The sequence below is a fragment of the Nocardiopsis akebiae genome, assembly GCF_018316795.1.
GTDB classification, from domain to species: domain Bacteria; phylum Actinomycetota; class Actinomycetes; order Streptosporangiales; family Streptosporangiaceae; genus Nocardiopsis; species Nocardiopsis dassonvillei.
In genome coordinates, this window is the sequence record NZ_CP074132.1 from 3,908,330 (window position 1) to 3,935,289 (window position 26,960).

26 protein-coding genes and 1 pseudogene are annotated in these 26,960 nt (G+C 72.0%); 12 read left to right on the plus strand and 15 right to left on the minus strand.

Features of this window, described 5'->3' with window-relative positions; all coding sequences use genetic code 11:
* The first annotated feature begins 38 nt into the window (after nucleotides 1-38).
* Both KGD83_RS16690 and KGD83_RS16695 read left to right on the plus strand, forming a co-directional pair.
* A complete protein-coding gene (locus KGD83_RS16690) occupies nucleotides 39-626 on the plus strand; it encodes an XRE family transcriptional regulator (RefSeq protein ID WP_212640080.1) in 588 nt (195 codons plus the stop codon).
* 123 nt (nucleotides 627-749) lie between these two features.
* Nucleotides 750-1,661: a class I SAM-dependent methyltransferase gene (locus KGD83_RS16695; protein WP_249351904.1), complete on the plus strand. Its 912-nt coding sequence runs from the start codon at nucleotides 750-752 to the stop codon at nucleotides 1,659-1,661.
* A 25-nt stretch (nucleotides 1,662-1,686) separates the two neighbouring features.
* Here KGD83_RS16695 and KGD83_RS16700 read toward each other — a convergent pair whose 3' ends face one another.
* Nucleotides 1,687-3,135, minus strand: coding sequence for a serine hydrolase domain-containing protein (locus tag KGD83_RS16700; protein ID WP_212640081.1), 1,449 nt, complete (start codon nucleotides 3,133-3,135; stop codon nucleotides 1,687-1,689).
* A gap of 417 nt (nucleotides 3,136-3,552) precedes the next feature.
* Between KGD83_RS16700 and KGD83_RS16705 the strand changes: the two genes are divergently transcribed.
* The 3 genes from KGD83_RS16705 to KGD83_RS16715 all read left to right on the plus strand — a co-directional run bounded on the left by KGD83_RS16705 (nucleotide 3,553) and on the right by KGD83_RS16715 (nucleotide 9,807).
* Entirely contained in the window at nucleotides 3,553-5,883 is a 2,331-nt protein-coding gene (locus tag KGD83_RS16705; RefSeq protein ID WP_212640082.1) for an ATP-binding cassette domain-containing protein, read from the plus strand.
* 123 nt (nucleotides 5,884-6,006) lie between these two features.
* Entirely contained in the window at nucleotides 6,007-8,526 is a 2,520-nt protein-coding gene (locus KGD83_RS16710) for a DUF1963 domain-containing protein (protein ID WP_212640083.1), read from the plus strand.
* Between the two features lie 309 nt (nucleotides 8,527-8,835).
* Nucleotides 8,836-9,807 (plus strand): MsnO8 family LLM class oxidoreductase, encoded by a 972-nt coding sequence (locus tag KGD83_RS16715; protein ID WP_212640084.1) that lies wholly within the window; start codon nucleotides 8,836-8,838, stop codon nucleotides 9,805-9,807.
* Nucleotides 9,808-9,864: 57 nt separating this feature from the next.
* On the opposite strand, the gene KGD83_RS28730 is transcribed toward KGD83_RS16715, so the two are convergent.
* From KGD83_RS28730 to KGD83_RS16725, 3 genes are all read right to left on the minus strand, one after another.
* Entirely contained in the window at nucleotides 9,865-10,467 is a 603-nt protein-coding gene (locus KGD83_RS28730) for a hypothetical protein (protein ID WP_249351905.1), read from the minus strand.
* Nucleotides 10,468-10,596: 129 nt separating this feature from the next.
* The gene (locus KGD83_RS28735; protein ID WP_249351906.1) at nucleotides 10,597-11,295 is read right to left on the minus strand and encodes a hypothetical protein; all 699 of its coding nucleotides are present in this window, start codon (nucleotides 11,293-11,295) and stop codon (nucleotides 10,597-10,599) included.
* A gap of 448 nt (nucleotides 11,296-11,743) precedes the next feature.
* Complete coding sequence (locus tag KGD83_RS16725; RefSeq protein ID WP_013152914.1) at nucleotides 11,744-11,956, minus strand: cold-shock protein; 213 nt, start codon at nucleotides 11,954-11,956, stop codon at nucleotides 11,744-11,746.
* Nucleotides 11,957-12,271: 315 nt separating this feature from the next.
* On the opposite strand from KGD83_RS16725, the pseudogene KGD83_RS16730 reads away from it, so the two are divergent.
* Nucleotides 12,272-12,933 (plus strand): annotated as a pseudogene (locus KGD83_RS16730) (class I SAM-dependent methyltransferase).
* A gap of 506 nt (nucleotides 12,934-13,439) precedes the next feature.
* The gene (locus tag KGD83_RS16735; protein ID WP_212640085.1) at nucleotides 13,440-13,673 is read left to right on the plus strand and encodes a tectonin domain-containing protein; all 234 of its coding nucleotides are present in this window, start codon (nucleotides 13,440-13,442) and stop codon (nucleotides 13,671-13,673) included.
* Between the two features lie 132 nt (nucleotides 13,674-13,805).
* Here the strand turns inward: KGD83_RS16735 and KGD83_RS16740 are convergent, their stop codons facing one another.
* Nucleotides 13,806-14,738 (minus strand): MmyB family transcriptional regulator, encoded by a 933-nt coding sequence (locus KGD83_RS16740; RefSeq protein WP_212640086.1) that lies wholly within the window; start codon nucleotides 14,736-14,738, stop codon nucleotides 13,806-13,808.
* 118 nt (nucleotides 14,739-14,856) lie between these two features.
* On the opposite strand from KGD83_RS16740, the gene KGD83_RS16745 reads away from it, so the two are divergent.
* Nucleotides 14,857-16,074 (plus strand): MFS transporter, encoded by a 1,218-nt coding sequence (locus tag KGD83_RS16745; protein ID WP_212640087.1) that lies wholly within the window; start codon nucleotides 14,857-14,859, stop codon nucleotides 16,072-16,074.
* Between the two features lie 21 nt (nucleotides 16,075-16,095).
* Here the strand turns inward: KGD83_RS16745 and KGD83_RS16750 are convergent, their stop codons facing one another.
* The 3 genes from KGD83_RS16750 to KGD83_RS16760 form a co-directional block, all read right to left on the minus strand.
* Nucleotides 16,096-16,272 (minus strand): hypothetical protein, encoded by a 177-nt coding sequence (locus KGD83_RS16750; protein ID WP_212640088.1) that lies wholly within the window; start codon nucleotides 16,270-16,272, stop codon nucleotides 16,096-16,098.
* Nucleotides 16,273-16,508: 236 nt separating this feature from the next.
* Nucleotides 16,509-16,970 (minus strand): DUF3592 domain-containing protein, encoded by a 462-nt coding sequence (locus KGD83_RS16755; RefSeq protein WP_212640089.1) that lies wholly within the window; start codon nucleotides 16,968-16,970, stop codon nucleotides 16,509-16,511.
* 133 nt (nucleotides 16,971-17,103) lie between these two features.
* The gene (locus tag KGD83_RS16760) at nucleotides 17,104-17,634 is read right to left on the minus strand and encodes a hypothetical protein (protein WP_249351907.1); all 531 of its coding nucleotides are present in this window, start codon (nucleotides 17,632-17,634) and stop codon (nucleotides 17,104-17,106) included.
* A 106-nt stretch (nucleotides 17,635-17,740) separates the two neighbouring features.
* Here KGD83_RS16760 and KGD83_RS16765 point away from each other — a divergent pair, with 106 nt between their 5' ends.
* Complete coding sequence (locus KGD83_RS16765; protein ID WP_212640090.1) at nucleotides 17,741-18,472, plus strand: hypothetical protein; 732 nt, start codon at nucleotides 17,741-17,743, stop codon at nucleotides 18,470-18,472.
* Nucleotides 18,469-18,627, plus strand: a complete 159-nt coding sequence (locus tag KGD83_RS16770) for a hypothetical protein (protein WP_212640091.1) — start codon at nucleotides 18,469-18,471, stop codon at nucleotides 18,625-18,627. The genes KGD83_RS16765 and KGD83_RS16770 overlap by 4 nt, the downstream gene beginning before the upstream one ends.
* Nucleotides 18,628-19,048: 421 nt before the next feature.
* Here the strand turns inward: KGD83_RS16770 and KGD83_RS16775 are convergent, their stop codons facing one another.
* Genes KGD83_RS16775 through KGD83_RS16785 form a run of 3 tightly spaced genes read right to left on the minus strand, consistent with a single transcriptional unit; the run spans nucleotide 19,049 to nucleotide 20,199 of the window.
* The gene (locus KGD83_RS16775; protein ID WP_212640092.1) at nucleotides 19,049-19,222 is read right to left on the minus strand and encodes a DUF397 domain-containing protein; all 174 of its coding nucleotides are present in this window, start codon (nucleotides 19,220-19,222) and stop codon (nucleotides 19,049-19,051) included.
* 3 nt (nucleotides 19,223-19,225) lie between these two features.
* Nucleotides 19,226-19,393, minus strand: coding sequence for a DUF397 domain-containing protein (locus KGD83_RS16780; protein WP_212640093.1), 168 nt, complete (start codon nucleotides 19,391-19,393; stop codon nucleotides 19,226-19,228).
* Nucleotides 19,390-20,199 carry a helix-turn-helix domain-containing protein gene (locus KGD83_RS16785; protein ID WP_256448787.1) on the minus strand — a complete coding sequence of 270 codons (810 nt, stop codon included), beginning with the start codon at nucleotides 20,197-20,199 and terminating at the stop codon, nucleotides 19,390-19,392. Before KGD83_RS16785 ends, KGD83_RS16780 begins: the two co-directional genes overlap by 4 nt.
* Before the next feature lie 251 nt (nucleotides 20,200-20,450).
* On the opposite strand from KGD83_RS16785, the gene KGD83_RS16790 reads away from it, so the two are divergent.
* Nucleotides 20,451-20,900 carry an ATP-binding protein gene (locus tag KGD83_RS16790; RefSeq protein WP_212640095.1) on the plus strand — a complete coding sequence of 150 codons (450 nt, stop codon included), beginning with the start codon at nucleotides 20,451-20,453 and terminating at the stop codon, nucleotides 20,898-20,900.
* A 181-nt stretch (nucleotides 20,901-21,081) separates the two neighbouring features.
* Nucleotides 21,082-21,300 (plus strand): hypothetical protein, encoded by a 219-nt coding sequence (locus tag KGD83_RS16795; RefSeq protein ID WP_212640096.1) that lies wholly within the window; start codon nucleotides 21,082-21,084, stop codon nucleotides 21,298-21,300.
* A gap of 308 nt (nucleotides 21,301-21,608) precedes the next feature.
* On the opposite strand, the gene fahA is transcribed toward KGD83_RS16795, so the two are convergent.
* From fahA to KGD83_RS16815, 4 genes are all read right to left on the minus strand, one after another.
* On the minus strand, nucleotides 21,609-22,826 hold the full coding sequence (fahA, locus tag KGD83_RS16800; RefSeq protein ID WP_212640097.1) for a fumarylacetoacetase: 1,218 nt from the start codon (nucleotides 22,824-22,826) through the stop codon (nucleotides 21,609-21,611).
* 196 nt (nucleotides 22,827-23,022) lie between these two features.
* Nucleotides 23,023-23,871, minus strand: a complete 849-nt coding sequence (locus KGD83_RS16805; RefSeq protein ID WP_212640098.1) for a hypothetical protein — start codon at nucleotides 23,869-23,871, stop codon at nucleotides 23,023-23,025.
* Nucleotides 23,868-25,076, minus strand: a complete 1,209-nt coding sequence (locus KGD83_RS16810; RefSeq protein ID WP_212640099.1) for a homogentisate 1,2-dioxygenase — start codon at nucleotides 25,074-25,076, stop codon at nucleotides 23,868-23,870. The genes KGD83_RS16805 and KGD83_RS16810 overlap by 4 nt, the downstream gene beginning before the upstream one ends.
* Before the next feature lie 36 nt (nucleotides 25,077-25,112).
* Nucleotides 25,113-26,897, minus strand: coding sequence for an FAD-dependent monooxygenase (locus tag KGD83_RS16815; RefSeq protein ID WP_212640100.1), 1,785 nt, complete (start codon nucleotides 26,895-26,897; stop codon nucleotides 25,113-25,115).
* Nucleotides 26,898-26,960: the final 63 nt, after the last annotated feature.

Here is a 26,960-nt window from a genome sequence, read left to right on the forward strand (position 1 = left end):
CGCCTTCGGCTTTGCATCAACGGCATACCATGATGCCCATGACGCAAGAAGACGGAGAACTTGACGGCCTCGTGCGCAGGCGCATCCGCGCCCTGCGGGTGGCGCAGGGCTGGTCCCTGGAGGAACTGGCCCGCCGCGCCCACCTGAGCCAGTCCTCGCTCAGCCGCATCGAGAACGGTCGGCGCCGCCTCGCCCTGGACCAGCTCGTCACCCTCGCCCGCGCGCTGGACACCACGCTGGACCAGCTCGTGGAGACGGCCGACGACGACGTCGTCATCAGCCCGATGATCGACGGCGCCCGCGGCCGGATGCGCTGGCCCGTCAAGGGCGACCCCGGCATGAGCGTGGTGCGCCAGCGCGTGACCGAACCGCCGCCCGACAACCCCGCCCGCATGCGCGCCCACCCCGGCCGCGAATGGCTCGTCGTCCTGTCCGGCACCGCGACGCTCATGCTCGGCCACCGGCGCTTTCGCGTCGAGACCAACCAGGCCGCCGAGTTCCCCACGATGACGCCGCACGCCATCGGCGCCGAGGGCGGGCCGTGCGAGATCCTGGGCATCTTCGACCGCGACGCCCGCCGCGGCCACCAGCGGGAGGAGGACGGCCCGGACGCACGGGACGCCTGAGGAGCGGCGGCACCGACCGCTGGAGGGGCGCCTCTTGCGCATCGGGCAGCACATCCGGTCAATGTCTTGCGCAAATCGGGAACCTTCATGCTCGGGGCGCATGGACCTCCTAATGTGGGGGACATGAACCAGACGCACCCGCACAACCGCGGCCACGGCCACGACCACGGCGCCCAGCACGACCACCACCGGGGACACGGCCACCAGGAGCACGGCCACCAGGGACGGGACGCCGACGCCCAGGGGGAGATCCTCGACCTGGACGCCGAGGTCCTGGCCGAACACACGGACTCCATCACCGCGTGGCTGCCGCTGACGGCGGAACCGCGCCGGATCGTGGACCTGGGCTGCGGCACGGGCGCGGGCGCCTTCGCCCTCCTCGACCGCTTCCCCGGCGCGCGCGTCACGGCCGTCGACACCTCCGACGGACACCTCCAGCGGCTGCGCGACAAGGCGCGCGCCCTCGGCGTCGAGGAGCGGGTGCGCACCGTGCGGGCCGACCTCGACGCCCCCGACTGGCCCGACCTGGGCTCACCGGACCTGGTGTGGGCCTCGGCCTCGATGCACCACATGGCCCGCCCCGACCGCGCGCTGCGCAGCGTCCACGACGCGCTCGCGCCCGGCGGCCTGTTCGCCGTCGTGGAGTTGGCCGGGTTCCCCCGCTTCCTGCCCGGGGACGCCCCCGAGGACCGGCCCGGCCTGGAGGAGCGCGTCCACGCCGCGGCCGACCGCCTCCACGCCGAGCACATGCCGCACCGCGGCGCCGACTGGGGCCCGATGCTGACCGCCGCCGGTTTCACGGTCGAGGGGGAGCGCACGATCGCCGTGGACATCGGGGGCTCCCGGAGCGAAGCGGTCGGCCGCTACGCGCTCAGCGGCCTGCGGCGCATCCGCACCGGCGTCGCCGGAGAGCTCTCCCCCGAGGACCTGGCCGCGCTCGACCGGCTCCTGGACACCGACGGCCCGCACAGCATCCTGCGCCGCGACGACCTGGCCGTGCGCACCGAACGCGCCGTGTGGGCCGCGCGCCGCTGACCCCGGTCCCGAGCCGCCCCGGCTCTCACGCGGGGCGGGGCGGCTCGGCCGCCCGCACGGACCGGAGCCGTGCCGCCGCCCGCGCGACGGTGAGCCCCGCCCCCACGGCCGCGAGGGCGCCCAGCAGGACCGCGAGCGCGGGGAACAGCCAGAACACGTCCACCGGAACGTAGCTGTTGTCCTGCAGCGCGGGAGCGACGAGGAACAGGAAGACCGCCAACGCCGGGGCGAGGCACTGGGGAAGCAGGCGCAGTGCGAACCCCCAGGCGGGCCAGGCCGCCCGGCGCGCGGCCCACCGCGGCGAGCGACGCAGACCGAGGACTCCCAGGACCACGACGGCGGCGGTGACCGCGCCCAGGACCAGGTCGATCACGGTGGCGGTCGCCGTGCCGGGATCGGGGGTGCGGCCCTCGGTCAGGTCGATGATGCCGGAGCTGATCTCGTAGGCGTTCTCACGGGAGGGGGAGAAGCTGTTCAGCAGCACCACTACGCCGTAGCCGCTGCCGGGCACCAGGTCCTGTTGGGAGTTGAAGCCGGAGACGATGCCGCTGTGCGAGATGCGCGCGGGCGTCACCTGCGGCCCGCTGTGCCTCCAGCCGAGCCCCGCCCGTTCGGCCGCGGGCTGCGCGGTGTGGGACTCCTCGACGAGGGCGCTGGAGAGCAGGCGCCGCCCGTTCGGGCCGACGCCCTCCCGTTGCTGCGCGGCGAGCCAGGCCGCCATGTCGTGCGAGGTGCTCACCACCGCTCCCGATCCGCTGTTCATCGCCTCCGGGGTGGGCGCGGGGAAGGCTGCGCCGTAGGCGGTGACGTGCCCCGGGGCGAGCCCGTCAACGGGGTCGCGCGTGGTGGTGGTGGCGACGGTGTCGTCCATGCCCAGCGGGGCGAAGACCTCCTGGGCCAGGTACTCGGTGAAGTCCTGGTCGGCGACCCTCTCCACCAGGAGCGCCGCCACCCAGTAGTTGAGGTTGCTGTAACGGTAGGAGGTGCCGGGGTCGGCGGCCGGGGGCAGGTCCTGGATGCCGGCCACGCCCTCCTCCAGCGTCCGTGCGGGGCCGACGATGGTGGGGTCGGGCAGCCCCGAGGTGTGGGAGAGGAGCTGGCGGACGGTGACGCCGTCGGGCGCGGACCCGGGCAGGTACCGCGCCACGGGCGCGTCGAGGTCGACACGGCCCTGGTCCACGAGCCGCAGCACGGCGAAGGCCGTGAACGACTTCGAGACGGAGCCGACGCGCAACCGGGTGTTCCGGGTGATCGGGCGGCCCTCGGAGTCTTGGCCGTAGCCCGCCTCGTACACGGTCTCGCCGTCCTTGACCACGGCGACGGCGGCCCCCGGAAGGCCGTGGCGGTCGAGGTAGGCGGTGACGAACGCGTCCACCCGCGCCGGGGTGAAGTCCTCCCGGGCCTGGGCGGGGGCCGCCACGGCGAGGAGGGCCGACACGGCCAACAACAGGCGGAGCAGGAAGGTGGGCCGCATCGGGGGCTCTCGTCGTCGGGGGGCGGTCGGCGCGGACACCGCTGCGGGGTCCGCCCGTACACGCGTCACGGTCAGACGCCACCGTCCCACCGGGCCGCGTCGGCGCGCATCGGGAAGCTCCCTGATTCCGCCCCGGGTCTCCCCCGTGGCCGCCCTCGGGGTGTTCCCTGCCGTGCGACGGGCCCGCCGCACGAGAGGCCCCGTGCGGACACCGCCTCCCCCAGGGGGCCTGGCGTGACGCGCTGCCCGCACGGCGGTACGCCCCTCCCCCTCGGGCGGACGGGGAGACCGCCTGTTCCGGTTCCGGCCCCGCCCCGCCCGCATCCCCCGGCGGGAGGGCCGGTGCGGACCGCGGTTCGCCGTGGCCGGGCGGTCCGCGGGTCCGCTCCGGTCCCGTGACCGGGTAATCCTTGTCCCATGGACAACCACGACGACCGCATACGGGTGCGCGGCGCCCGCATCCACAACCTCCGGAACGTGGACACGGAGCTGCCCCGCGACGCCCTGGTCGCCTTCACCGGCGTCTCCGGGTCGGGGAAGTCCTCCCTGGCCTTCGGGACCCTCTACGCCGAGTCCCAGCACCGGTACCTGGAGTCGGTGGCTCCGTACGCCAGGCGCCTGCTCCAGCAGCTCCCGGCCCCGGAGGTGGACGACGTCACCGGGATGCCGCCCGCCGTGGCGCTCGCCCAGCCGCGCTCGGCGCCCTCGGTCCGATCCACCGTGGGCACCCTCACCACGCTGTCCAACACGCTGCGCATGCTCTTCTCCCGGGCGGGCGACTACCCGCCCGGGGCGCGGCGCCTGGACTCGGACTCCTTCTCCCCCAACACCTCGGCCGGGGCCTGCCCGACGTGCCACGGAGAGGGGGTCGAGTACGAGGTCACCGAGGGGTCGCTGGTGCCCGACCCCGGGCTGAGCATCGCCGAGGGGGCCGTCGCCTCCTGGCCCGGGGCCTGGCAGGGCAAGAACCTGCGCGACATCCTCGACACCCTCGGATACGACGTCCACCGGCCCTGGCGGGAGCTGCCCCAAGGCGAGCGCGACTGGATCCTGTTCACCGAGGAGCAGCCCGTGGTGACCGTCCACCCGGTCCGCGAGGCGGGCCGTGTCCACCGGCCCTACCAGGGCAAGTACAGCAGCGCCCGCAGGCTGGTGCTCAAGGCGTACGCCTCCTCCGCCAGTGAGGCCCGGCGGCGCAGGGCCGCCGAGTTCATGGTCGACCGGACCTGCCCGGAGTGCGGCGGTCGGCGGCTGCGGCAGGAGGCGCTGCGGGTCGCCTTCGCCGGGCGCACCATCGCCGAACTCGCGGCGCTGCCCCTGACCGAACTGGTGGCCCTGCTGCGCCCCTGGGCGGAGGACACGGGCGCGGCGGGGGCGCTGGTCGCGGAGATCACGGCACGGGTCGGGGTGCTGTCGGAGCTGGGCCTGGGCTATCTGAGCGCGGCCCGACCGGCGCCGACCCTGTCCACAGGGGAGTTCCAGCGGATCCGGCTGGCCACCCAGCTGGGCACGGGGCTCTTCGGGGTGGTCTACGTCCTGGACGAGCCCTCCGCGGGCCTGCACCCGGCCGACGTCGAGGCGCTCTCGAAGATCCTCCGGCGCCTGCGCGACGGGGGCAACACCGTGTGCTTCGTCGAGCACGACCTGGACGTGGTGCGCGGCGCGGACTGGATCGTCGACGTGGGACCGGGGGCGGGCGAACACGGCGGGCGCGTCCTGTACAGCGGCCCGGTCCCCGGCCTGCGCCAGGTCCCGGAGTCGGTGACCCGCCGCTACCTGTTCGGCGACGACCTCCCGCAGCACCGGCCCCGAACGCCCAGCGGACACCTGGAGCTGCGCGGGGCCACCCGCAACAACCTCGAAGGGCTGGACGCCGACGTCCCCCTCGGCGTGTTCACCGCCCTCACCGGCGTGTCCGGGTCGGGCAAGTCCTCCCTGCTGGCGGAGATCGCGGACCTGGCCGCCGAACACGGCCGGGTGGTGTGGGTCAGCCAGCAGCCCATCGGACGGACACCGCGCTCCAACCTGGCGACCTACACCGGGCTCTTCGACACGGTGCGCAAGCTGTTCGCGGCCACCGAGGAGGCCCGCTCGCTCGGTTACGGGCCCGGCCGGTTCTCCTTCAACGTCGTGGGAGGACGCTGCCAGGAGTGCGAGGGCGAGGGGTTCGTGTCGGTGGAGCTGCTGTTCCTGCCCACCACCTACGCCCCCTGTCCGGCCTGCGGCGGCTCGCGCTACAACGACGACACCCTCCGGGTGCGGTACCGGGGGCGCACGGTCGCGGACGTGCTCGCGATGTCGGTCGAGGAGGCGGCGCGCTTCTTCACCGAGGAACCGTCGGTGCGGCGCTCCCTGGAGACCCTGTCCGGCGTCGGCCTGGGCTACCTGCGCCTTGGCCAGCCCGCGACGGAGCTGTCCGGCGGCGAGGCCCAGCGGATCAAACTCGCCGCCGAACTCCAGCGCCGCCGGGTCACCGGCACGGTCTACCTTCTCGACGAACCCACCACCGGCCTGCATCCCCACGACACCGACGTCCTCGTCGGCCGCCTGCGCGACCTGGTCGGCGCGGGCGCCACAGTGGTGGCGGCCGAGCACGACATTCGGGTCGTGGCCACCGCCGACCACGTCATAGACCTGGGCCCGGGCGGCGGATCGCAGGGGGGACGGATCGTCTCTCAGGGCACGCCCGCGCAGGTCGCAGCGGCCCCGGACAGCCGCACGGGCCCCTACCTGAAGGGGCTGCTGTGACGCGCTGAGCCGTCCGCCCGCCGCCGGGCACCTCGGTGACCACCTCCCGGCGCGGTGGGCGCGGCCCAGGCCGAGGGAACGGTGGCGAAACCGCCTGTCCGAGTCCGCCCCTAGTCTTCCGGCATGTACGAATCTGAAGCAGGAACGGCTGTCTCGGGCGGCGGCACGGACACCGCTGCCCGGGTGGCGGCGGCGGTGCGGGACTGCCTCGCGCCGCTGCGGCTCTCCGAGGCCCACGAACCGGTCGTCGAGCACGTGCTGAGCGGCACCCGACCGGAGGCCCTGGCGGCGTTGCGGGAGCGGCCGACCGGCGCCGACATGGTCGCCGAACCGGACGCGGTCTGGCGGGCCGACCGGCTGGCCGCCGTCGCCGACGCGCATCCCGGCTGGTCGCTGCGGGAGGCCGACGCGGCACGGCTGGTGCTCTACCGGCTCGCGCCGATCGACCTGCTCGTCCGGTTCGGACAGGTGCTGCACGCGGTCACCGGCAACGCCCCGACGTCCGGGGAGCCGTCGTGGCTCCTCGTGCTGGCCGACGACGTGCTCCGTGTCCACGGCGCGGCCGACGGGACCGACGCCGACGACGCCCAGCGGCGGTGGGACCCCCGCACCCTCACAGAGGTCGCCCGGGCGGGCGGCGCACCCGGCCGGACTCCCGTGCACGCCGCCCTGTCGGCGCTGCTGTACTCGGGCTCCGGCCACTGGCCGTTTCGTCGGCACCGGCTTCTGGAGAGCGAGGCGGGCGTCGCGTTCCTCGCCCGGCACTCCGACGCGCTCGCGGACGTCGTCACCGGGTCCGGTCCGAACACTCGCAGGTACGTGGCGGACCGGTGCGCGCACCGGGCGGAGGCGCACGCGGAACTCGCCGCCGAACTGGCGGTGGACTCCGAGGCTAGCGTTCGCGCTCAGGCGCTGTCCGCGCTGGCCCGGATCGACGGCCCCCGGCAGGTGGACCTGCTGCGCCGGCACCTGCGGACCGCGCCGCTTGACCGTCTGCCGGACGTCCTGGCCCGCCTGGCCGACCTGGACGGCGGGGTCGCGGCGATCGAGGAGGCCCTGGCCGACGGCGGCGGCGACGGGTCCCAGGACCCCGAGCGCGAGGGGCTGCTGCGCCGGGCCGCCTCGCGGGTGCGGGCGCTGAGAACCGCGGAGGCCGCCGTCCCCGTGCCCGACGTCGCCGCGCCGCAGGACGCGGACCTGGCGGAGGAACTGCGGACGCTTGGGGCCGGGGGCGGGTCCGAGGGGGACCGTTCCTGGCACCGCGTCGAGGGGCGGCTGGCGCTGATGCCCGACGTCCGCGCCCTGCGGGACGCGTTCCGCGCCGCCGGGATGTCCGACGCGGACCGGCGGACCGCCTCGCTGCTGGTCACCCGCACGGACTCACGCGGACACAAGATCGGCGCCTTCCTCACCCCGGAGGACGCCGAGCGCTGGTGGCCCCTGTTCGCCGAACGTCTGGACCTCGCGGACGAGTACCTCGACGGCGGCGACGGGAGGCGGCACCCGGACCAGCCCGCCGTGGACGCGAGGACGATGATCCTGACCGTCCTCGAACGCTTCCCCGCCGCCCCCGAGGCCCTGGTCCCGCGCCTGACCTCGCTCGCCCTCGGCGCGAACCGCCACCGGCTGGCGGCCCGGCGCGTGCTCGGCGACCACCCGGACGCCCGGGCGGCAGCGGCGGCCGCGCTGTCGGACGCCGACGCCCGGACGCGGTCGTCCGCAGCGGAGTGGCTCGCGGGGCTGGGCGAGCCGGGCGTGGTGGCGCCGGAGCCCGGCTGGGAGTTCGGCGCGGGGGTGCTGCACCCGTCGGTGAGGGCCCTGCCCGCGTCGGCGCTGTGGTGGCTGGACCGGTTCCGGGGTCAGGCGCTCGACAAGGGGGTCCCGGCCGACGACGTCGACCGGTGGCTCGGGCTGGCCCGCCCGAAGCTGCGGACGGCGCGCGACGGCGGCGGCACGGTCGTCGGCAGGCTCGGCGGCCCGCTGATGCTCCCGCCGGACGCGCCCACCCCGGGCACGGTGTGGGACGACGACCCCGGCAACCGCGACGATCACCAGCTCATCGCGACGCTCGACCTGGCCGCGATCCCGCCGGAGGCCACCGGCATCCCGCTGCCGCCCGACGGCCACCTGCTCCTGTTCGCGAACGTCGAGTTGGACGAGTTCGTCATCCCGGGCGGCGCCGCGTACGTACCGGCGGGGACGCCGGTGGAGGAGCGGGAGTCCTCCCCGAGCTACGAGCCCTACGAGTACGACTCCCCCGAGTCCCTGGACGAGGAGCTGCGGCGCACCGGTGACCTGCGGCTGATCCCCGGCGTGGGGCTGCCCTCCTGCCCCGTCGAGGACGGGGACCTCGCCCTGCACCCCCACGCGGAGACGTTGCAGAGGGTCTGGTCGGAGCAGACCGACGGGGGCGGTGAGTGGCAGATCGGCGGCTACGCCGCGGACTTCGACGGCTACGGGGACCCGGCCCGTGCCTCGGCGTTCCCGGAGGAGGGCGAGCAGTGGTCCAGCCCTGAGGACTGGGTCCTGCTCGCGCAGTGGGTCGGGGTGCCGATGGGGATCCTGTACTGGACCATCGCCCGCCAGGACCTCCAGGCGCGCCGTTTCGACCGCGTCGTGGTGCAGATGTACTCCAACCCCTGACGGTGCCGCGGAAGCGGGCCCCGGCCGCCGACGCGGCCGGGGTTCGCGCTCCTTCGGCTGACGGCGCGTCGCGACCTCAGTGTTGGAGCCGTTCCCGTCAGCGTGCGTTGTGAGGGGGCGAGCTTCGAAGGGGTGTGGTCAACCGCTGCCTTGACAATGTAGATCTTCATCATCGCCCGTGAGCACAGGGCTGAGGCCGCTGATGCCCCGGGGCCGGAGATCCTTCCGGCCCGCAGGGCTCGCAGGGAGTACGCTCCGGGCGGAGGAGGACGAAGCGCTGTCCCACCACACGGACGGAGGCGAGGACCGATGCGGGTCTCCCTGCTTGACCGCTCGCGGACGCGCAGCGGCGAGTCCGACGCCCAGACGATCGCGACGACCGTCGAGAGGGCCGTGCGCGCGGATGAACTCGGCTTCCACCGGTTCTGGACCGCCGAGCACCACGCGGTACCCGGTATCGCCAGCTCGGCCCCCACCGTGCTGCTCGCGGCCATCGGCGCCCGCACGCGCGGCATCCGCCTGGGGACGGGCGGGGTCATGGTCCCCAACCACAGTCCGCTGGTGGTCGCCGAGCAGGCGCTGCTCCTGGAGGCGCTCTTCCCCGGCAGGATCGACCTGGGACTGGGCGGTTCGCTCGGCTTCACCGCTCCGATCCGGCGTGCGCTCGGGCGCACCGCCCTGGGCGAGGGCGAGTACCCGGCCGAGGTCGAAGGGGTGCGCGAGTACCTGAGCGGGCGGGCCGGGATCACCGCCAGGCCCAGCGTCGCGCCTCCGCCGGTGTTCCTGCTCGCCGTCCGGGAGGGGCTGGCACTCGCCGCCGAGCTGGGACTTCCGGCGGTGGTCGGGGGGCCGGTCCTTCGTGACCCGGACAGGATCGCCGCGTACTTCGAGGACTTCCGGCCGAGCCCGACCGCGCCCGCTCCCTACCTGGTCGTGAACGTGGACGTCTCCGTCGCGGAGACCGAGGAGCGCGCCCGCGACCTGCTGCTGCCCGAGGCCTGGGCGTACGCGGACTCGCGGGAGGTCGGGGAGTTCCGCGCGCTCCGCCCCGTCGAGGAGGTGCGTCGGCTGCTGGGGGAGACGAGCCGCGACAGGAAGCGCAGGGAGGTGCACGGCTGGATGGACTCCGCGATCGCGGGCACTCCCGAACAGGTGGCGGACGCGCTCACCGACCTCCTCGACCGCACCGGCGGTTCCGAGGTGCTCGCCAACGTCAGCACCTACGACCGCGACGAGGTCCGCAGGACCGACGAGTTCCTCGCCTCGCTCCAGGCCCGGTGACGGGCCGCGTGTCCGCCGGGCCGCGTCTGCCGCCGTGCCGTGTCTGCCACTGGGGCCTCATGCGGCGAGCCGTCGGCGGATCCGGTCGATGATCACCTGACGCGCGGGCGGGTGCACTGGTGTTGTCCCAGGTGCGGGGGCTTCGTCGGCGGCGATCGACCCGCCTCCCATGAGCGAAGCCAGGATGCGTTCGGTGAGGGCCGGTTCGAGTGCGGGGGTTCCCTCCCCCGCCAGCTCCTCGACGTCCGGCCCCTCCCCCGCCCCGTTCGGCTGGGGTGGTCGGGGCGGGGCCGGTGGGCGCGGGAGTTCGCCCGGCACCGACCGGCAGGGGCCGCCGCACGCCCGGCAGGCGCCGCCGGGAACGTTGCGAACACCGGGGTGGTCGGGACAGGTGCGCACCGCCGTGCCCCGGGCGTCCACGTCGAACCCCGGCGGCCGGGCGAAGGGGTCGCCGTCGTCGGGGCCGTGCTCCTCGGCGGGCCTCCGGGGCGCGGGAATCCCCGCCTGCCGGGGCGTCGTGGGCGCGACTCCCCGGCCCAGGACTCCCGTGAGGAAGGCGCGGGCCTCGGCCGGGCCGCGCAGGCGCAGCATCAGGGCCGGGAAGGGGCGGCGCAGCCTCTCCGCGCCCCGGACGAGGGCGGTGAGTTCCTGTTCGGCCAAGCCCGCGTCGCGCAGGCGCAGCAGGGCGCGGGTCAGGGCGGCCCGGTCGGCGCGCGGGACGTTGAGGGCGGCGTCGGGGAGGTACCGGAGCAGGGGGTGCCCTTGCGAGGGCCGGACGTGCGGAGGGTGTCACGCGTGTGGAGGACGTCCGTACGTGCTCGGCCTCGCGGGTTCGGGCCGCGCTGCTGTGTCTGGGCTCCTCCGGACGGAATCGGGGCGCTCGTCGGAGGAGAGGTGAATGGGATACAGGTGTGTGGGTCGATTCGACCCGTCGCCGAGGTCGATTCGAACCGTCGCGGCCTTCCTGATCCCGGGTCGGGTGGTCTCGTCCAGGGGCTCCTCCCCCAGTGCCGCGCGGACGGCGTTGATCTCCTCGCGGACCGGTTCGGGGAAGTCCTCGGCGGGGATCAGCAGTTCGAGGACGAGCGGCAGGCGGTCGGGCGAGCGGGTGCGCTCCCTGATGTCCTCGGCGAAGAAGGCCCGGGTCTGACCGGGGTCGAGTTTGCGGAGCAGCCCGGCGGCGATGAGATCCGCGACGGCGCGCTTGGCCACGGAGAGGCTGAGCAGGTGGCCGGACCGGCCGACCAGGGTGTCCAGGCAGAGGAAGCACCAGCGGCCGTCGAGGTCGGCGGCGCGGGCGATGACCGTGGCGGCGATGAAAGCGCGGGATGTGGGAAAGAGTCCGGCTTCGCGGGCTTCATTGACCCAGATGTCCGGTATGAAACCAATTCCGTGCATTGCCCCGCGGGGGCGTTGACGCGGGCCGAAAAACCGGCCCGAATCACGGCGTTCGGTGGTGGCACGGGGAGTGGGGGCGGTAGACTCCATGACGAGTCGCCTTCTTGGTTCGAGTTGGGCAGGTGGCGCGGCCGGACGTTTGTTGACGCAGGCGTCGGCCAAATCCCGGTTCGGTGTTGGTAGCACCGGCCGGGATTTTCCTTTTCGGGGCACACGCTAGCGCAGCGAACACGGGTTCGCGTAATTTTCCGTCAAGTCCGCACATGCCAGAATCCTGAACTGTCTGGTTTGCCACACAATTCACATAGAGCGGTTTTGCTCTGTGTTTTCCGATTGGCACGAAAAAGGAACAGAACCCGGAGGGCCGGGCCCGGTAGCCATCCCCGACCCGGCGCGACGCTCCGGACTCGACCGGGCGGCCCATGAGGACGCCGCCGACACCACCGGCCGGGGTGGTTCGCGCCGCACACGACGAAGCCCCCGCGCCCGGGAGACCGGGTGCGGGGGCTTCGCGCGCTTCAGTTCAGGCGGGCCTTGCCTACCCTTCCACCTGAACCTTGTCCGCCTGCATGCCCTTCTGGCCCTGGACAGCTTCGAAGCTGACCGTCTGGCCTTCCTGCAACGACTTGAAGCCGGTGCCCTCGATCGCCCTGAAATGAACGAAAAGGTCGGGCCCGGACTCCGGCGTGATGAAGCCGTACCCCTTCTCGTCGTTGAACCACTTCACCGTGCCGGTCTGGCGCTCAGCCACGTGTCTTCCCCATCAGTAGTCGGCGGTTCCCATCAGCGAACCCCAAAAATCATGGCATGGGATCGCCTCGGAAAGACGCAGAAACGGCCGGAAACACCCGACTTCGCGAACCCCGACCCGGGCACGCTGCGGCTTCGCGTTCCAGGACGCCCCGTGCACCCGCGGGTCGGTCCACCGCTGCCTGTTCCGCGCCGGACCCGGGCGAGGTAGACACCTGCGCGGGTGGCGGTCTGTTTCGCCATTCTCCTGCTGCCCCGGCCGCGGCGTGACTACCTTGGTCCGGTTCCTGCACGCCGCGTCACGAGGACCACGACCATGGGCAACCCGACCACGGACGTCCCGAGCTACTGGGACCGCTACGCCCGGGGCGTCACCCCACAGGACCCGGAGGAGGCTCTGGCCACCGCCCTGGAGTGGACCCAGTACCCGGGGCACGGTCCCGGGTTCGAACTGCTGGGGGGATCCGCCTCCGCGTTGGAGCTGGGGGCCCCGGGCGGGGCAACGCCGTCGCCGCGCTGGCCTCCCGAGGGGTGAAAGCCGCGGGAGTGGACGTGTCACCGGTGTCGGTGGAGCAAGCCCGCCACCAGTGGGGACACCTGGGCGCGGAGTTCCACCACGCGGACGCGGTCGAGTTCCCGGCGGGGACCGGCCAGCGGTGGAACGCCGTCTACTCGGTGTGGGGAGCGGCCTGGTTCACCGATCCCGGCGTGCTGTTCCCGCTGGTGCACGACCGTCTGGAATCCGGTGGAAGGTTCGTGTTCTCCTGCGCCCCCGCGGTTCCCGGGTCGTACGGAGTGCAGGGCATGTACGGAGGCGGGTTCAACGGCCGGGAGGTGTGGGTGTACCGGTGGGCCTACGAGCCCACGGTGTGGGAGGAGATCCTGGTTGGCCACGGGTTCCGTGAGGTGCGTATGTGGGAGGAGGCGGCCCCGGAGGCCGACCACGTGGGAACCCTGATCGGAACCGCTTCGCGATGAGTTCCCGTGCCGCCGCCGCAACAGCCCACGCGGGCAACGACGTCGGCCGAACGACGACCGGCCTCCGGACGCTCCATGCCCCTGGACCACCGTCGGCACACGGGAATACATTCCGGGAATCTTATACTTTTTCTCCTGTAGTGGATTTGCCATCTCCATATCACGGATCTTTTTGTGTGGGAATAATTTTCCGAGCATTGGCCGAAACGGGTCCAAAGGGATTGCACTCCCCCACCCTCGGGCATCTCAACGGCAGCGACGCGCGAGACCGGGAAAGGCGAAGATTCCACGGCTCCACCGAGAAGACGCGGAACATCGTCGCACCAGCCCCATTCAGAGAATTCCTTTCTGGAAGAGGAAAGGTCGAGCGGCCGATGTCCGCGAGCCGTCGAAATTCTTCGCGTCCACCGTCGCCCCACAGGTGTACCGGTCTCCCCCGGACCGGCTGTGCCACATGTGTTCCCGACAGTTCATCGCAGTCCCCCGAATGGACGGAGAAGGTTGACATGGCGTACTGGAAGCAGATCTCCGGAGCACTGACCAGGATCTCGGCGGGCTCCCGCACCAACATGTGGGGTGTCAACGCGAGCGGATCGATCTACCGCTACACCAACGACGACGCCAACCCCTGGGTCAACATCCCCGGAGGACTGGTCGACATCAGCGCCGCCGCCGACGGAACCGTCTGGGGCGTCAACGCCAACAACAACATCTACCGCTACACCGGCGACCAGCCCTGATCCGGAGCCGCCTGAGGTAAGACCGGCCCCGCCCACCACGCCCGGGCGGGGCCGGTTCGCGCCGTACCGCTGCCGGACGCGCACCGCCGCGAGCGGGACGGTCCCCTCGGGTGCCGGTCAGTTCCTCCGGTACTACGAGGACGTCCGTGCCGGAGCCCTGTCGCCGGTGCTGGCCGCGACGGCAGGACCGCCGCCCGCACCCGGGTCGTGTGTGAGGGTTCCGAGCAGGGCCATAGCGTCGGCCGACATCTGGTCGGCCGGGGTGTAGACCTTCAGGCGGTGGTCGGGGCTGTCGGCCTGCAGCCAGATCTGGAACTCCGTGCTCAGCTCACCGACCAGGGGATGACGGAAGCGCTTGGTGCCGCCGACGCACTCCCCCACGCGGCCGGACGCCCAGAGGGAGGCGAACTCGGTGTCCTTCATGCTGAGCTCTCCCACGAGTTCGGCCAGGCGGGTGTCGTCGAGGTACTTGCCGCTGATCCGCCGCAGGTAGGCGACGTTCGTGCACGCCTCGGTCCTCCAGTCCGCGTAGGAGTCCCGCACCTGCGGGTCCAGGAACAGCAGCCTCGGCATGGACGGCCGTGTCGCGGGGTCGGCGGTGCTCTCGAACGGCAGGTGCGGGGCCAACAGGGCATGGCCCGTCCGGGTCCAGGCCAGCACGTCGTTGCGTCGCCCCAGGAGCACGGCGGCCTGGTCGGACATGGCCTCCAGCGTCGCCAGCGCCCGGGGGTGCGGCCGCTCGGGCCGGGTCCTGGGCGCGGGGCGCAGCGGCGAGGGTTTGGCCAGGTCGAGCAGGTGCTCCGTCTCGGTCGGCGTCAGCTGTAGCGCCCGAGCCAGGGCGAGGAGGACCTCGGTGGAGGCGTTGCGCGCCTGTCCCTGTTCCAACCGTGTGTAGTAGGCGACGCTGACCCCGGCCAACTGGGCGACTTCCTCGCGTCGCAGCCCGGGAACCCTGCGGCGTCGGCCCCAGCTGACGACATCGGTCCGTTCGGGGTCCAGGGCGGCGCGGCGTGAGCGCAGGAACTCGCCCAGGTTTCCCGATGGTGTGCTCGCCGAAGGTGTCATACACACCAGGGTAGGCATCCTGACCTGCGCGAGCATGACCCTGTCAGTGGTAGGAACCCCGGGTGGACGCTCAACGGGTGTCTGGCTGCCGCGTCCCGGGCTGGTCAGGCTGGTGGGCATGCTTTCGCGAGACAACGCCCCACGCACCCGGTTGGCGCTGCTGACCCTGGCCGCCGGTGCCTTCGGAATCGGCACCACGGAGTTTGCGATCTCCGGCCTGATGCCCGGAATCGCCACCGAATTCGGAATCTCGGTCACCACCGCGGGCTGGGCCGCGACGGCCTACGCCCTCGGCGTCTTCCTCGGCGCCCCGGTCCTGGTCCTGCTTGGGCAGCGGTTCGAGAAGAAGAGGTTCCTGCTCGTCCTCATGGCGCTGTTCGTAGTCGGGAACCTGCTGACCGCATTCGCCCCGTCCTTCGCGCTGACGCTCCTGGGCAGAGTGGTCTCCTCGCTGACCCACGCGGCCTTCATCGGCATCGGCTCGATCATCGCCTCGCGCGCGGTTCCCGCGCACAGGAGGACCAGCGCGATCGCGTTCATGTTCTCCGGTCTGACCCTGGCCACGCTCATCGGCACCCCGGTCGCCACATGGGTCTCCACGGAGTTCTCCTGGCGGACCTCGTTCCTGGGGATCTCGGCGATCGGCCTGATCGTCCTGGTCGGCATCCTCGCCTGCATCCCGGCGAGCGACACCGACGAGTCGTTCGACCTCGCCGCGGAGGTACGCGCCTTCGCCAATCCGCAACTGCTGCTCGCGATGCTGATCACCATCCTCGGACCGGCGGGGTTCTTCACCTCCATCACCTACGTCGCCCCGATCACCATGAACGCGACCGGCACCCCGGAGAGCTGGGTCACGGCCTACATGCTCGTCTTCGGACTCGGGCTGTTCATCGGCAACATCGTGGGGGGACGGCTGGCCGACAGGAATCTCATGGGTCTGCTGCTGGGCAGCCTGGCCCTGCTCACGGTCACGCTGCTCGTGTTCTGGCTCGCCGCGGGAAGCGTCGTGGTCACGTTCGCGGCGGTGTTCCTCATGGCCGCCGCCGGGTTCGCCACGGTCTCCCCGATCCAGCGTCTGGTGATGGAGCGGGCCGAACGCGCTGGTGCCCCGAACCTCGCTTCCTCGATGAACATCGGCATGTTCAACCTCGGCAACGCCATCGGCGCCTGGCTGGGCGGCTACGTCATCAGCGCGGGGCTCGGTGACAGCAGCCCCAACCTCGCGGGCGGCCTGCTCGCCGCCGGGGCGCTCGTGGTCGGGGTCGTCATCTGGTTGCAATCCAGGAAGTCCGCCGCCGGTCGGCAGCCTGCCGGACCGGCTCGGGTCCGCTGACGGTCGTCTGCTTGCCGGTTTTCAGGATGGGGCGGTTTCTTCCGTCAGATGGCCAGCGTGGACCGAGCTGCCGCGAACGGAACGGAACTCGTCCAGCTCATCGGCGGTGAACCGACCCTGCACCCGGACGCTCTGGACATCGCTCACCGAGTTCTCACGGCCGGAGTGCGCGTCGAGGTGCACTCGAACCTGCTCCACGTCTCCGACTCCTGGTGGGAGCTGCTCCAGAGGCCCGGTGCGTTGGTGGCGACCTCCTACTACTCGGCGGTGCCTGATCGAACTCCAGCACCCAGCCCCTTCGGGCGGTCAGGCCGATGGGTCCCACACATGTCTGCTGCCGGGGGGTGCGAACTGAAGCGGCTCCGGTAGCCCAAGACCGAGGCCCCGCACCCGACGGTGTGGAACCCTCCGGCACGAAACCAACAGATCCGTGCTCAACCCCCGCCCCGTCCCGGAACGGGGGTCCACTCATAGGGGTTGCGCCAGACGACGACGCCGAGGGCCACCAGACCGACCGAGACGATCCAGCCGAGGAACAGGGCGATGAACAGCCGTGGCCGCTTGTGCGCGGGATCCGCCGCGAGGATCAGGGACGCCGGTTCCCCAGGGGAGCTGGGGTCGTAGGCGACGGTCAGCACGTCCCCCTCGGACGATTCTTCGGGCAGTCTCCCGGCCACTTCGGCGGTGTGGGTCACACCTTGGACCGTGTAGACGACCTCTGGCACCAAGGTGTCCTGCGCCCCCATCCCCGCCTGGCCGGATCCGGGTATCACCCGCACATGGGTGACCTCCGCCCGGGCCCGTTCCGAGTAGTCGGGGTACTGCTCCATGTCGGGTCGGGTGAACCGTACCCCCAGGGTCGCGACCAGGACGAACACCACCAGCACCGGTGTCACGGAGAGGACGCGGTCACGCAGACGCGGTCTCCGGGGTGAGGGGGCCGGCGATTGGAGGGGGCCGCTGTCAGCCATACGGCACCATGTGCCCTGAGGCGGTGGTACGGAAACCACGTCTGGCTCGGGTCTGACGTCAGGGGCCGAGCCACTCGGTCGGGTAGGACGGAGCGGGCCTCCGCTGTTCCAGGGTCGCGCTCAGCCACCAGGGCGCGGAGCACAGGAGCCCCGCCAGGACCGCCCACGCGGGGCTCCAGGGCACGAACACTCCGAGGATGAGGACGACGGGGAAGACCAGTCCGAACAGCCAGCGGGGCCACACGTGTCGGCGCTGGCCCAGGAACGGGGCGACCGTCACTGCCGTCCTGCGCTTCCACATCGGCCCCAGAATCACCGGGGTGAACACGAAGGGTAGGACGGACAGGGGAAAATCCCCGCCCTGCTGCCATACCAGGCCCAGCAGGGTCACCGACACGGCGGCGATCCCCGCGGTGAACAGCCCGGTGCCCAGGCAGAAGAGGACGTAGGACCTGCGCAGCCGCAGCACCAGTTCCCAGTGTTCCCGCCACGCCTGCTCTCCGAGGGGCGTGCCGATCAGGGTCTCCATGCGAAACCAGGTCGCCACGGCCTGGTTGAGGAGGGGGAGTTGCTGTGAGGGGGTGGACACACCGTCTCCATTCCGCGTACTCATGGCCCGGGAACACCCTATGACGAGTGATCCTCGTCACCCGGTAGCATGGGCACTTTGTGCCCGACGACCCCCTGGGGACAGGATGTCAGACCCCGCTCGTGTTCGCGCCGAAATCCTTGACGAGATCCTCCTGCCCAACGTCTCCCGCGGGGGCCTCGACGGGGTGGTGGAGAGGGCCCGTGCCCTGGAACGGGCCCGGGAGGCAGACCCCTGGCCGCACTACGTCCTGGGGTTGGCCCTGGGTATGCGCTACCTGGACGGCGAGGACCCGGCCGACGCGGAGGGCAGCTGCCACCATCTGGAGGAGGCGATCCGTCTGGGCGGGAGCGGGGACCCCGACGCCGCGACGTTCCGTCAGCAACTCGCCGGGACCCTGGGTGCCCGGTGGGCAACCGCGTTCGCGCGGGATCCGAACACCGATCCCACGGAGTTGGCCGGGGCCCTGCGCCTGGCCCGCGAGGCCCTGGGGATGACCGACGCCAACAGTCCGCATCTGCCGGTTCGGCTGGTGCAGGTGGCGGAGTTCCTCGGCCAAGGCGCTGAGGGCCCGGACGGGATCACCGAGGCCTTGGCCCTGACCGAGCGCGCGCTGGCGGTGGCCCACCCCGACGACCCGCGCAGGTCGAAGTTCGAGCACACCCGCGCCCAGCTGCAGTTGCGTCTGGCCGCTAGTGCGGAGAGCGCGTCCGCCGCAGCAGAGGCCGAGATCTCGGCTACGCGAGCGGGCCACCAGGCACATCCCTACGATCCGTCACAGATGGGGATCCTCGGTACGTTCCGCAGCGCTCGCGTGCTCGGTAACGGTCTGAGATGACGAGGGGCACCAGAGCCGAGCGCACGTCCACCCTCCCTTTCGACACCGACGCGGAGAAGGAGCTCCTGAGGGGCGACGCGCTGACGCACACCGACATCCACGGCCACAACTTCCTCATCGGCGCGGAGGGTGCCTGGTTGGTGAACTGGGAGTGACCTACCCGCGCCAACCCGGCGGCCATGCCAACGTGCCTCGCGGTGCAGTTGGTGTCTTCTGGACACTCTCCGGAGTCCGCGGAGTCGTGGGTGTCCAAGATGGTCGCGTGGGAGAGTTCCAGCGCGGAGAGTCTGGGGGCTGTCGCCCGAGCGAACGCACCGCTGAACCGATGGTTCGCTGAACTGCGCGCGGGCGAGAAGTGGTTGGGTGCGATGGCTGAGGCGGCTGAAGTGTGGGCCGATCACCGGGCCGGGTCCAGTCCGGCGTAACGGTGAGGAGGACTCCGGCTGTGGGCTGACGTCCCGGCCGGGCCTTTCGGCCTATGGGCAGCATGGCGACAACGCGATAGCTTCTGCTGCGTGTGAGCATGAAACCGGCCCCGCCCACTACGCCTGGGCGGGGCCGGTTCACGCTGTGCTGCTACTGGACGCGCACCGCTGCGAGCAGGGCGGTCCACTCGGGCGCCGGGGCCGACAGGTAGCCCAGGTCCCGGTTCTGGGTGTCGCGGACCTCCGCACCGACAGCACTCTTACGGGCCTCCACACAGTTCCCGCCAGTGGAGCTGTAGCTGGACTTGTACCAGTCAGACCTCACAGCTCATCCCTTCGTGACAGCGAGAACAGCAGCCCACTCCTGTCGAGTAAATGTCAGATGCCCTTGGTGACGGTTCTGGGTGTCACGAACCTCCGCACCGACAGCGCCCTCACGGGCCTCCACACAGTTCTCCGCAGCAGTGCTGTAGGAGGACTTATGCCACTCCGTCATCGGAATTCCTCAGCCTTCTTCCTTAGCAGGTCGACCGTCGCGCCCGGCGACCGGGCCCTGGCCTGCAACTCACTAAACAGCATCCCATACTGGCGTACTCGGCCGGGGTCGTCTGTGGTCTGGCCCAGGTACAACGATTCGGCGTAGAGCACATCCGGAGCGTTCATGCTAGACAGGAGTGAAAAGGGTCCACCCAGGCCGAGCTGGGGAAGCGCGTCCCAGTCGAACACCTGGAGCATGATCCGAGCGGACTCCATGAGTTTCACGACGCTGGTAAATTGGTGCGCCATTACCTCCGGGGCAGCCACAGGGCGGATCACCACAGCATAGTCAAGGACTATGTGGTAATGCGGAGCTTCCCCTTCAAGGACTGCTTTTCCTTGGGACTCACGCAACGCAACTCGCTCATCCACTGTTTTTGCGGTGAACCATGGAGCACTCGATTTTATGACTGCGCGCGCATACCCCGGCGTTTGCAGAGGGGCGGGGAAGAGCACTGGCTGGTACTCCCGGATCACCTGAGCCGACTTCTGGAGCAGATGGAACTCGTCCAGCCAGTCGATGGTCTCCGGCTGGTAAAGCTCAGCGTACTGCCGTGCGAGGACGCCGCCCGCTTCGAGAGCTTCGTCGGCTTTGTCAACTCGCGCAGCATGAAGCGGGCATTGTCCGTTTTCAACGTTCCCAATGTGCCCGTCACTGCACCCGAGCTGGTCAGCAAGCCACGCCTGCGTTCGCCCGCGCTTCTTGCGCAGTCGCATTAGAGCTGCACCAAAACGGACATCTGAGGGGTTTTTATCTTTCGACACATGACTACTGTAAGCGAACCCTCAGGAAGCCTCAAGAGTCCGCATTTAGATCTCAAGAATCTTCAGCTTTCCAGAAAAAACTTTCTGGCACCTTCCTCGATGGTGTTCCCTTGTGACAGCAGCGAGGGCCGCCCCCTTCGCTAAGCCAGAAACCAGGGACGGCCCCACGCAAAAGCCTCGGAGACCGAAGTAGAGAGCGGTCGCCGAGGCAAGGTGCCCCACCTGTCCCGCAAAGACACGAGGTGAGACCAATGAAGTCTACCGCTCCACCCCTTCCACTTCCACGCCGACTGTGCGGAACCGCCACCAAATCAGGCATTCTGCTCGGCCCCGAACTCGGCCACGTCAAGATCGCCCGCCGCTGGGCCGCCCAAGCCACCCGCTCCCGCCCCAGCCTGGCCGAACCCGTCAGCGTCACCGTCTCCGAGCTGGTCACGAACACCCTGCGCCACTCAGCGTCCGGGCTCCCCGGCGGCAGCATCCGCGTGGAGATCGAACGCACCCCGCGCCACATCGAACTCCGCGTCACCGACAACGGCCCCCGCCCCGGCGAACAACCCAGCTTCCCGGCCGTGCCCGACCCCGAACCCCTGTGCCCCAGCGGCAACGGCCTACGCCTGGTCGAAGCCCTGTGCTCCTACTGGGACTGGAAACAGCACTCCTGCGGCGCGATCACCGTCCGCGCCGTCTTCCCCTGGTAACCCGCTTCCCCGGCAAACCAGCCCTTCCAGACACCGCACCACCCGATCTGTCCCCCGGGCCGGTGCGGACGGGCCGACGCGAAGAACACCGGCCCGAAGCCCCGCCTCCTCCTTCCCCGGGCAGGCGGGGCCACCCCACCCGATCGACCACTCACACAACACCGGACACGGAAAGCCCCTCATGCCCGACTACAGCTACCTCCTCGACGGCCGCCCCGACGTCCTCACCCCCAGCGAAGTCGCCGCCCTCTTCAACATCCGACCCCGCAGCCTCCACCGAGGCGAATGGGACAACGTCCTCAAACCCTTCCGCACCCCCGGCGGAGCACGCCGCTACCCCAAAGAACACATCGCCACCCTCCTCAACCAACCGGACGATCCCGCCCTGCCCGACGTCTGAGCCGTGGTGAAGGACCCACGCGGCCTCACGACCGCGCGAAACGACCGCCGCCTCGCCAGTCGGGGAACCCGAGGCGGTGCCCGGCACACGGTCCTGTGGGGGTGGGAACAGGGCCGACATGGGCACTGCCCCCACCGCGAACCCCACAGGCCCCCTGCGACGTGTGTGCCGAAACCAGTCACCACCGATTCCGGCTCCCTGGAAGGCCGGTGACGTGCTACCGGACAGGCACCCGACACGGCAGGGGCCCGGTCGCGTTCCGCCTGTGGCGAAGCGCGACCGGGCCCGAAAACCGCCGATCCTCGCGACTACCGCGCGGGGAGAACCCTGCCGGTCACCTCACCGAAGTGCACGACCGTTCCATCCGGGCCCGGGGCGGTGGCGGTGATGGTCACCTCGTCGCCGTCCTCCAGGAAGGTGCGCTCGGTGCCGTCGGGCAGGCTCAGCGGCTCCTTCCCGCTCCAGGTCAGCTCCAGCAGGCAGCCCCGCTGCCCGCGCTCGGGGCCGCTGACCGTGCCGGAGGCGTACACGTCCCCGGTGCGCAGGGAGGCCCCGTTGACGGTCATGTGCGCGAGCTGCTGGGCCGCCGTCCAGTACATCTGCGAGAACGGCGGCGTGGAGACCAGGTGCCCGTTCAGCCGCACCTCCAGGCGCAGGTCCAGGCCCCAGGGCCCGCCGTCGCCCCGGAGGTAGGGCAGCGGCTCGGGGTCCTGGGCGGGCTGCTCCACGCGCGCGGACTCCAGCGCGGCCAGCGGCACGATCCACGGCGACACCGACGTGGCGAACGACTTGCCCAGGAACGGCCCCAGCGGCACGTACTCCCAGGCCTGGAGGTCGCGCGAGGACCAGTCGTTGAGCAGGAACACCCCGAACACGTGGTCGGCGAAGTCGTCCACCCCCACGCGCTCGCCCATCTCGGTTCCGGTCCCGACGACGAAGCCCACCTCGGCCTCGATGTCCAGGCGGAGCGAGGGCCCGAAGACGGGAACGGGCTCGGTCGGCGGCTTGCGCTGGCCGGTGGGGCGCACGATGTCGGTCCCCGAGACCACGATGGTGCCCGAACGCCCGTGGTAGCCGATGGGCAGGTGCTTCCAGTTGGGGGTGAGGGGCTCCTGGTCGGGGCGGAACATGCGGCCGACGTTGCTGGCGTGGTGCTCGGAGGCGTAGAAGTCCACGTAGTCGGCGACGGTGAAGGGCAAGTGCATGCGCACGGACGCCCGGTCCACCAGGTGCGGGCGCACGGCCCCGGCGCGCGCGGGGTCGGTGAACCAGTCGGTGAGCGCGGCGCGCACCTGGTCCCACACCGGCCGTCCGGCGGCCAGCAGGGCGTCCAGGCTGGGCCGGTCGACGGCGTCGGCGAAGGGCGCGTCCAGGGCGCGGGCCGCGGCCCCCAGGTCGAGGACGTGGTCACCGACGGCCACACCGGTGCGAGGCGCGGGGTCGTCGGCGGTGCCGAACACGCCGTAGGGCAGGGTGGCCAGGCCGAACTGCGCGTCCGGGGCGAGGTCGAGCCAGCTTTCGGGCATGGCGTTCGCTTTCTTGGAGTGGACGGTTTCTCGAAGCGGGGGGCTCTTCACATGGACGGGTTCTCGGAGCGGCCCGGCCCTCGGAGCAGCCCGGCCCTCGGAGCGGCCCGGCCCTCGGAGCGGGCGGGCTTCCGAAGCGGGCGGCCCCTGGGAGCGGGCCGGGCCCTGGGGCGGGCCTGCCCCGGGACCGGACGTTTCAGCGGGCGCGGGAGGCGGGCAGCGCCCCGAGCACGACCAGGTCCTCCAGGGGTTCGGTGACGCTGCACGTGCCGAAGGAGCGGAACCGGCCGCGCACCCGCCGCGCCTCGTCGTCGGTGAGCTTGGCGGCCAGGGCCGCCAGGCGCGGGCCGTCGCGGTCGGCCAGCACGAGGGCGGCCTCCCGCTCGGAGGACCCGTCGAGCAGGGCGGCCGTGGCCAGCAGCACGTTGAGGAAACCGTGCTGCTCGAAGCCCTCGGCGGTGGTGTGGCGGACGGCGTGGTGGAGCCCGGCCGTGCACTTGAAGGGCACGCCCAGTCCCACGGCCGCGTGCAGGAACTCGGCCAGCTCCTCCTCGCCGGGATGGGCCTCGGGGGTGAGCCCCCCGGTGCGGAACTTGGCGCTGTGGCCGGTGCCCGCCAACGACCGCAGTTCGGCGGGCACGTCCCCCTGGCGGGAGACCTCCACGAACCCCCCGGCCCCCTCGGGCAGGTGCTCGGTCAGCCGCGCGGCTACCTCGGCGGCCGTCCCGGGCGCGGCGGCGGCCTCCACCCCGGCCAGGCGCAGCGCCGGGTCGGCGCCCGCGGCCGCCACGGCTGGGCCGACGCCCTCGGCTCCGCCGGGGACGGTGACCACGACCGCGAGCGGGCCGTGGCCCGGCTCCTCACGCGCCAGGACGGCGCGCAGTTCGCCCACGCGCGCGTCGGAGACCAGGAACGGGCCGACGTACTCGGCGCGCTGCCCGGCCCGGTGGGCGCGGTGGGCGGGCAGCGCCCCGCCCATGGGGGCGTTGCCGGGCGGGAAGAGGGCGGCGTCGTCGAACAGGCCGCGGTACAGCTCGGCGCTCACCGCCGCTCCCTCCGTCCCCCGGCCCAGGTCCAGGCGTAGGTGCCGTCGTCGCTGGCCAGACCGCCCTCGCCCAGGTCGAGCGGGCGGAAGGTGTCGACCATGACGGCGAGTTCGTCGAAGGCCTCGGCGCCGATGCTGCGCTCGTAGGCGCCGGGCTGGGGGCCGTGGGAGTGGCCGCCGGGGTGCAGGGAGATGGAGCCCTGGCCGATCCCCGATCCCTTGCGGGCCTCGTAGTCGCCGCCGCAGTAGAACATGACCTCGTCGGAGTCCACGTTGGAGTGGTAGTAGGGCACCGGGATGGCGCCGGGGTGGTAGTCCACCTTGCGCGGCACGAAGTTGCAGATGACGAAGTTGTGGCCCTCGAACACCTGGTGCACGGGCGGCGGCTGGTGGACGCGGCCGGTGATGGGCTGGAAGTCGGCGACGTTGAAGACGTAGGGGTACAGGCACCCGTCCCAGCCCACGACGTCGAAGGGGTGGGTGGGGTAGGTGTAGCGGGTGCCGGAGATGCCCCCGGGTCCGTCGCCGCGGTGCTTGATGAGCACGTCGACGTTCTCGCCCTCGGCCAGCAGCGGCTCGGAGGGGCCGCGCAGGTCGCGTTCGCAGTAGGGGGCGTGCTCCAGGAACTGCCCGTAGCGGGACAGGTAGCGCTTGGGCGGGGCGATGTGGCTGTTGGCCTCCACCACGTAGGCGCGCAGGGGCTGCTCGCCGGTGGGCACCCAGCGGTGTGTGGTGGCGCGCGGCAGGACGACGTAGTCGCCCCGGCCGACCTCCAGCAGGCCGAAGACGGTCTCCACGCGGGCGGTGCCCGACTCCACGTACACGCACTCGTCGCCGATGCCGTTGCGGTACAGCTCCGAGGGCGCCCCGGCGACCACGTAGGAGATGCGCACGTCGTCGTTGCCCAGGACCAGGCGGCGCGACTCGACGACGTCGGCGGCCTTCCACTCCTGGTCGGAGAACAGCTCGTGCAGTTTGAGGTGGCGCGGCACCATCGGGGCGTTGCGGGTGCGGGACTGGTCGGGGACCTCCCACTCGGCGGCGTCGACGATGGCCGAGGGGATGGCGCGGTGGTAGAGCAGCGAGGAGTCGGCGGAGAAGCCCTCCTCCCCCATCAGCTCCTCGTAGTACAGCCCGCCCTCGGGGGTGCGGTGCTGGGTGTGGCGGGTGCGGGGCACCTCGCCGACCTGGCGGTAGTAGGCCATGGCGGTGTCGTCCCTTCCGTGTGGAGTGGGTCCGGGTCAGGCGGTCGGCGCGGGCTCGTCGCCGCGCGGGTCGGGCACGGTTCCTGCGGGGCGGTCCGCGGCGGCGGAGGCCCCGGGGTCGCAAGTGCTGTCGGCGGCCGGACCGCTCGCGCCGTCCGTCGAGGCGGGCACCGCCGGGGCCGGGGCCAGCCCCAGCGCGGTGCGCACGGCCGCGCGCACGGCGTCGGGGTCGGCGCCCGCGACGACGGCGGCGACGTGGGCGTCGGGGCGCACCAGCCACACCTGTCCGGGTTCGGGCGCCAGTGCCCTGGTCAGCGCGCCGGTGGTGTCGATCCGGTCCAGGTACAGGGCGGTGACGGGCGCCGGGGTGGCCCCGCGCGCGGCGGCGCGCACGCCCTCCAGGAACGCGTCGGGGTCGGCGCCTTCGGGAGCGGCGCCCACCAGCAGGGTCAGGCCCTCGCGCAGCAGGGGGCGCAGGCGCGCGGGGGCGTCGTCGCCGGGCAGGTCCACGGGGGCGTCGGGCAGGACCACCCCGGGGCAGGGGGCGGGGGCCCGGCCGCGCGGGGGCCTGCCGCCGAAGGGCCGTTCGGGGCAGGGGGTGGTCAGGGACGAGTCGGTGTACCAGAAGGGTTCGGCCAGGCGTCCGGAGTCGACGCGGGCGCGGGCCGCCTCCTCGGTGAGGGCCGCTTCGAGCACGGTCAGGCGGACGCGGTGCTCCTCCTCGTCCTGGGGGACGAGGAAGCGCATGGTGGCGCTGGTGACGTCGGCGTTCTCCAGGGCGGCGGCGTGGCGCTCGGCGTGGTAGCTCTCCAGGAGTTCCTCGCCCGCCCATCCGGCCAGGACGTAGGCGAGCTTCCAGGCGGCGTTCTCGGCGTCCTGGACCCCGGAGTTGAGGCCGCGTGCGCCGAAGGGGGCGACCAGGTGGGCGTTGTCGCCGAGCAGCAGGACTCGGCCCGCGCGCATGCGCTCGGCCACGCGGGTGTGGAACCGGTAGACCGATTGCCAGACGATCTCGTAGGGCCGCTCGCCGATGATCTGGCGGATGCGGGCCTCCAGTCGGCCGCTGGCCTCCTCGGCGTCGAGGTCGAAGTCGGAGGGGACCTGCCAGTCGATGCGGTACACCGAGCCGGGGCAGGGGTGGATGAGCACTTGGCGCCCGGGGTTCCACTCGGGGTCGAAGTAGAAGCGGCGTTCGCGCTCCCATCCGGCCAGGTCGGCGCGGATGTCGCAGATGAGGAAGCGGTCGTCGAAGGTGGTGCCGTCGAAGGACAGGCCCAGGGCCTCGCGGACCACCCCGCCGTGGGCGCCCAGGCACGACAGGGCGTGGGAGCCGCGCAGGCGGACGGGGCCGTCCGGCGTGCGGCACTCGACGGTGACGCCGCGCGCGTCCTGGGAGACGCCGGTGACCCGGTGGTTCCACAGGGTGCGCACCCCGGCGGCGGCCAGGCGCTCGTCGAGGACCTGTTCGGTGCGGGACTGGGAGATGTTGACGAACGGCGGCAGGGGCGAGGCTCCCGGGTCGGGGAGGCGGACGCTGAACAGCTCGCTGTCGCGGTAGAAGGTGCGGGCGGTGTCCCAGGTCAGCCCCTCCTCCGCGACCCGTCCGGCGCCCAGCCAGTCCCAGACGTCGAGCACGTCGCGCTGCTGGCAGATGGCCTTGGAGCCGACGGCGTCGCGTTCGGGCCGTGCGTCCATGAGCAGTACGGGGACGCCCCGCCGGGCCAGCAGCAGGGCCGCGGTCTGGCCGACCGGGCCCGCGCCGAGCACCAGGACGGGATCGGCGGCGGTGTCCGCGGGGGTGCGTGGAGCGGGGGGTCGCATCTGGTGGCTCCGTTCGGCGTGGGCGCCCCGTACGGGCGCGGAAGGGATCGGGAGTCGGTGGGC

What these genes read in the sequence shown, in the direction of transcription:
- KGD83_RS16700 (WP_212640081.1), bottom strand. Translation starts at nt 3,135, where the DNA reads ATGCGGCCCACCTTCCTGCTCCGCCTGTTGTTGGCCGTGTCGGCCCTC.
- KGD83_RS16715 (WP_212640084.1), top strand. Translation starts at nt 8,836, where the DNA reads ATGCGGGTCTCCCTGCTTGACCGCTCGCGGACGCGCAGCGGCGAGTCC.
- KGD83_RS16740 (WP_212640086.1), bottom strand. Translation starts at nt 14,738, where the DNA reads ATGACACCTTCGGCGAGCACACCATCGGGAAACCTGGGCGAGTTCCTG.
- KGD83_RS16770 (WP_212640091.1), top strand. Translation starts at nt 18,469, where the DNA reads ATGACGAGGGGCACCAGAGCCGAGCGCACGTCCACCCTCCCTTTCGAC.
- KGD83_RS16745 (WP_212640087.1), top strand. Translation starts at nt 14,857, where the DNA reads ATGCTTTCGCGAGACAACGCCCCACGCACCCGGTTGGCGCTGCTGACC.
- KGD83_RS16815 (WP_212640100.1), bottom strand. Translation starts at nt 26,897, where the DNA reads ATGCGACCCCCCGCTCCACGCACCCCCGCGGACACCGCCGCCGATCCC.
- KGD83_RS16790 (WP_212640095.1), top strand. Translation starts at nt 20,451, where the DNA reads ATGAAGTCTACCGCTCCACCCCTTCCACTTCCACGCCGACTGTGCGGA.
- KGD83_RS16765 (WP_212640090.1), top strand. Translation starts at nt 17,741, where the DNA reads ATGTCAGACCCCGCTCGTGTTCGCGCCGAAATCCTTGACGAGATCCTC.
- KGD83_RS16780 (WP_212640093.1), bottom strand. Translation starts at nt 19,393, where the DNA reads ATGACGGAGTGGCATAAGTCCTCCTACAGCACTGCTGCGGAGAACTGT.
- KGD83_RS16810 (WP_212640099.1), bottom strand. Translation starts at nt 25,076, where the DNA reads ATGGCCTACTACCGCCAGGTCGGCGAGGTGCCCCGCACCCGCCACACC.
- KGD83_RS16710 (WP_212640083.1), top strand. Translation starts at nt 6,007, where the DNA reads ATGTACGAATCTGAAGCAGGAACGGCTGTCTCGGGCGGCGGCACGGAC.
- KGD83_RS16795 (WP_212640096.1), top strand. Translation starts at nt 21,082, where the DNA reads ATGCCCGACTACAGCTACCTCCTCGACGGCCGCCCCGACGTCCTCACC.
- KGD83_RS16695 (WP_249351904.1), top strand. Translation starts at nt 750, where the DNA reads ATGAACCAGACGCACCCGCACAACCGCGGCCACGGCCACGACCACGGC.
- KGD83_RS16705 (WP_212640082.1), top strand. Translation starts at nt 3,553, where the DNA reads ATGGACAACCACGACGACCGCATACGGGTGCGCGGCGCCCGCATCCAC.
- KGD83_RS16735 (WP_212640085.1), top strand. Translation starts at nt 13,440, where the DNA reads ATGGCGTACTGGAAGCAGATCTCCGGAGCACTGACCAGGATCTCGGCG.
- fahA (WP_212640097.1), bottom strand. Translation starts at nt 22,826, where the DNA reads ATGCCCGAAAGCTGGCTCGACCTCGCCCCGGACGCGCAGTTCGGCCTG.
- KGD83_RS16690 (WP_212640080.1), top strand. Translation starts at nt 39, where the DNA reads ATGACGCAAGAAGACGGAGAACTTGACGGCCTCGTGCGCAGGCGCATC.
- KGD83_RS28735 (WP_249351906.1), bottom strand. Translation starts at nt 11,295, where the DNA reads ATGGAGTCTACCGCCCCCACTCCCCGTGCCACCACCGAACGCCGTGAT.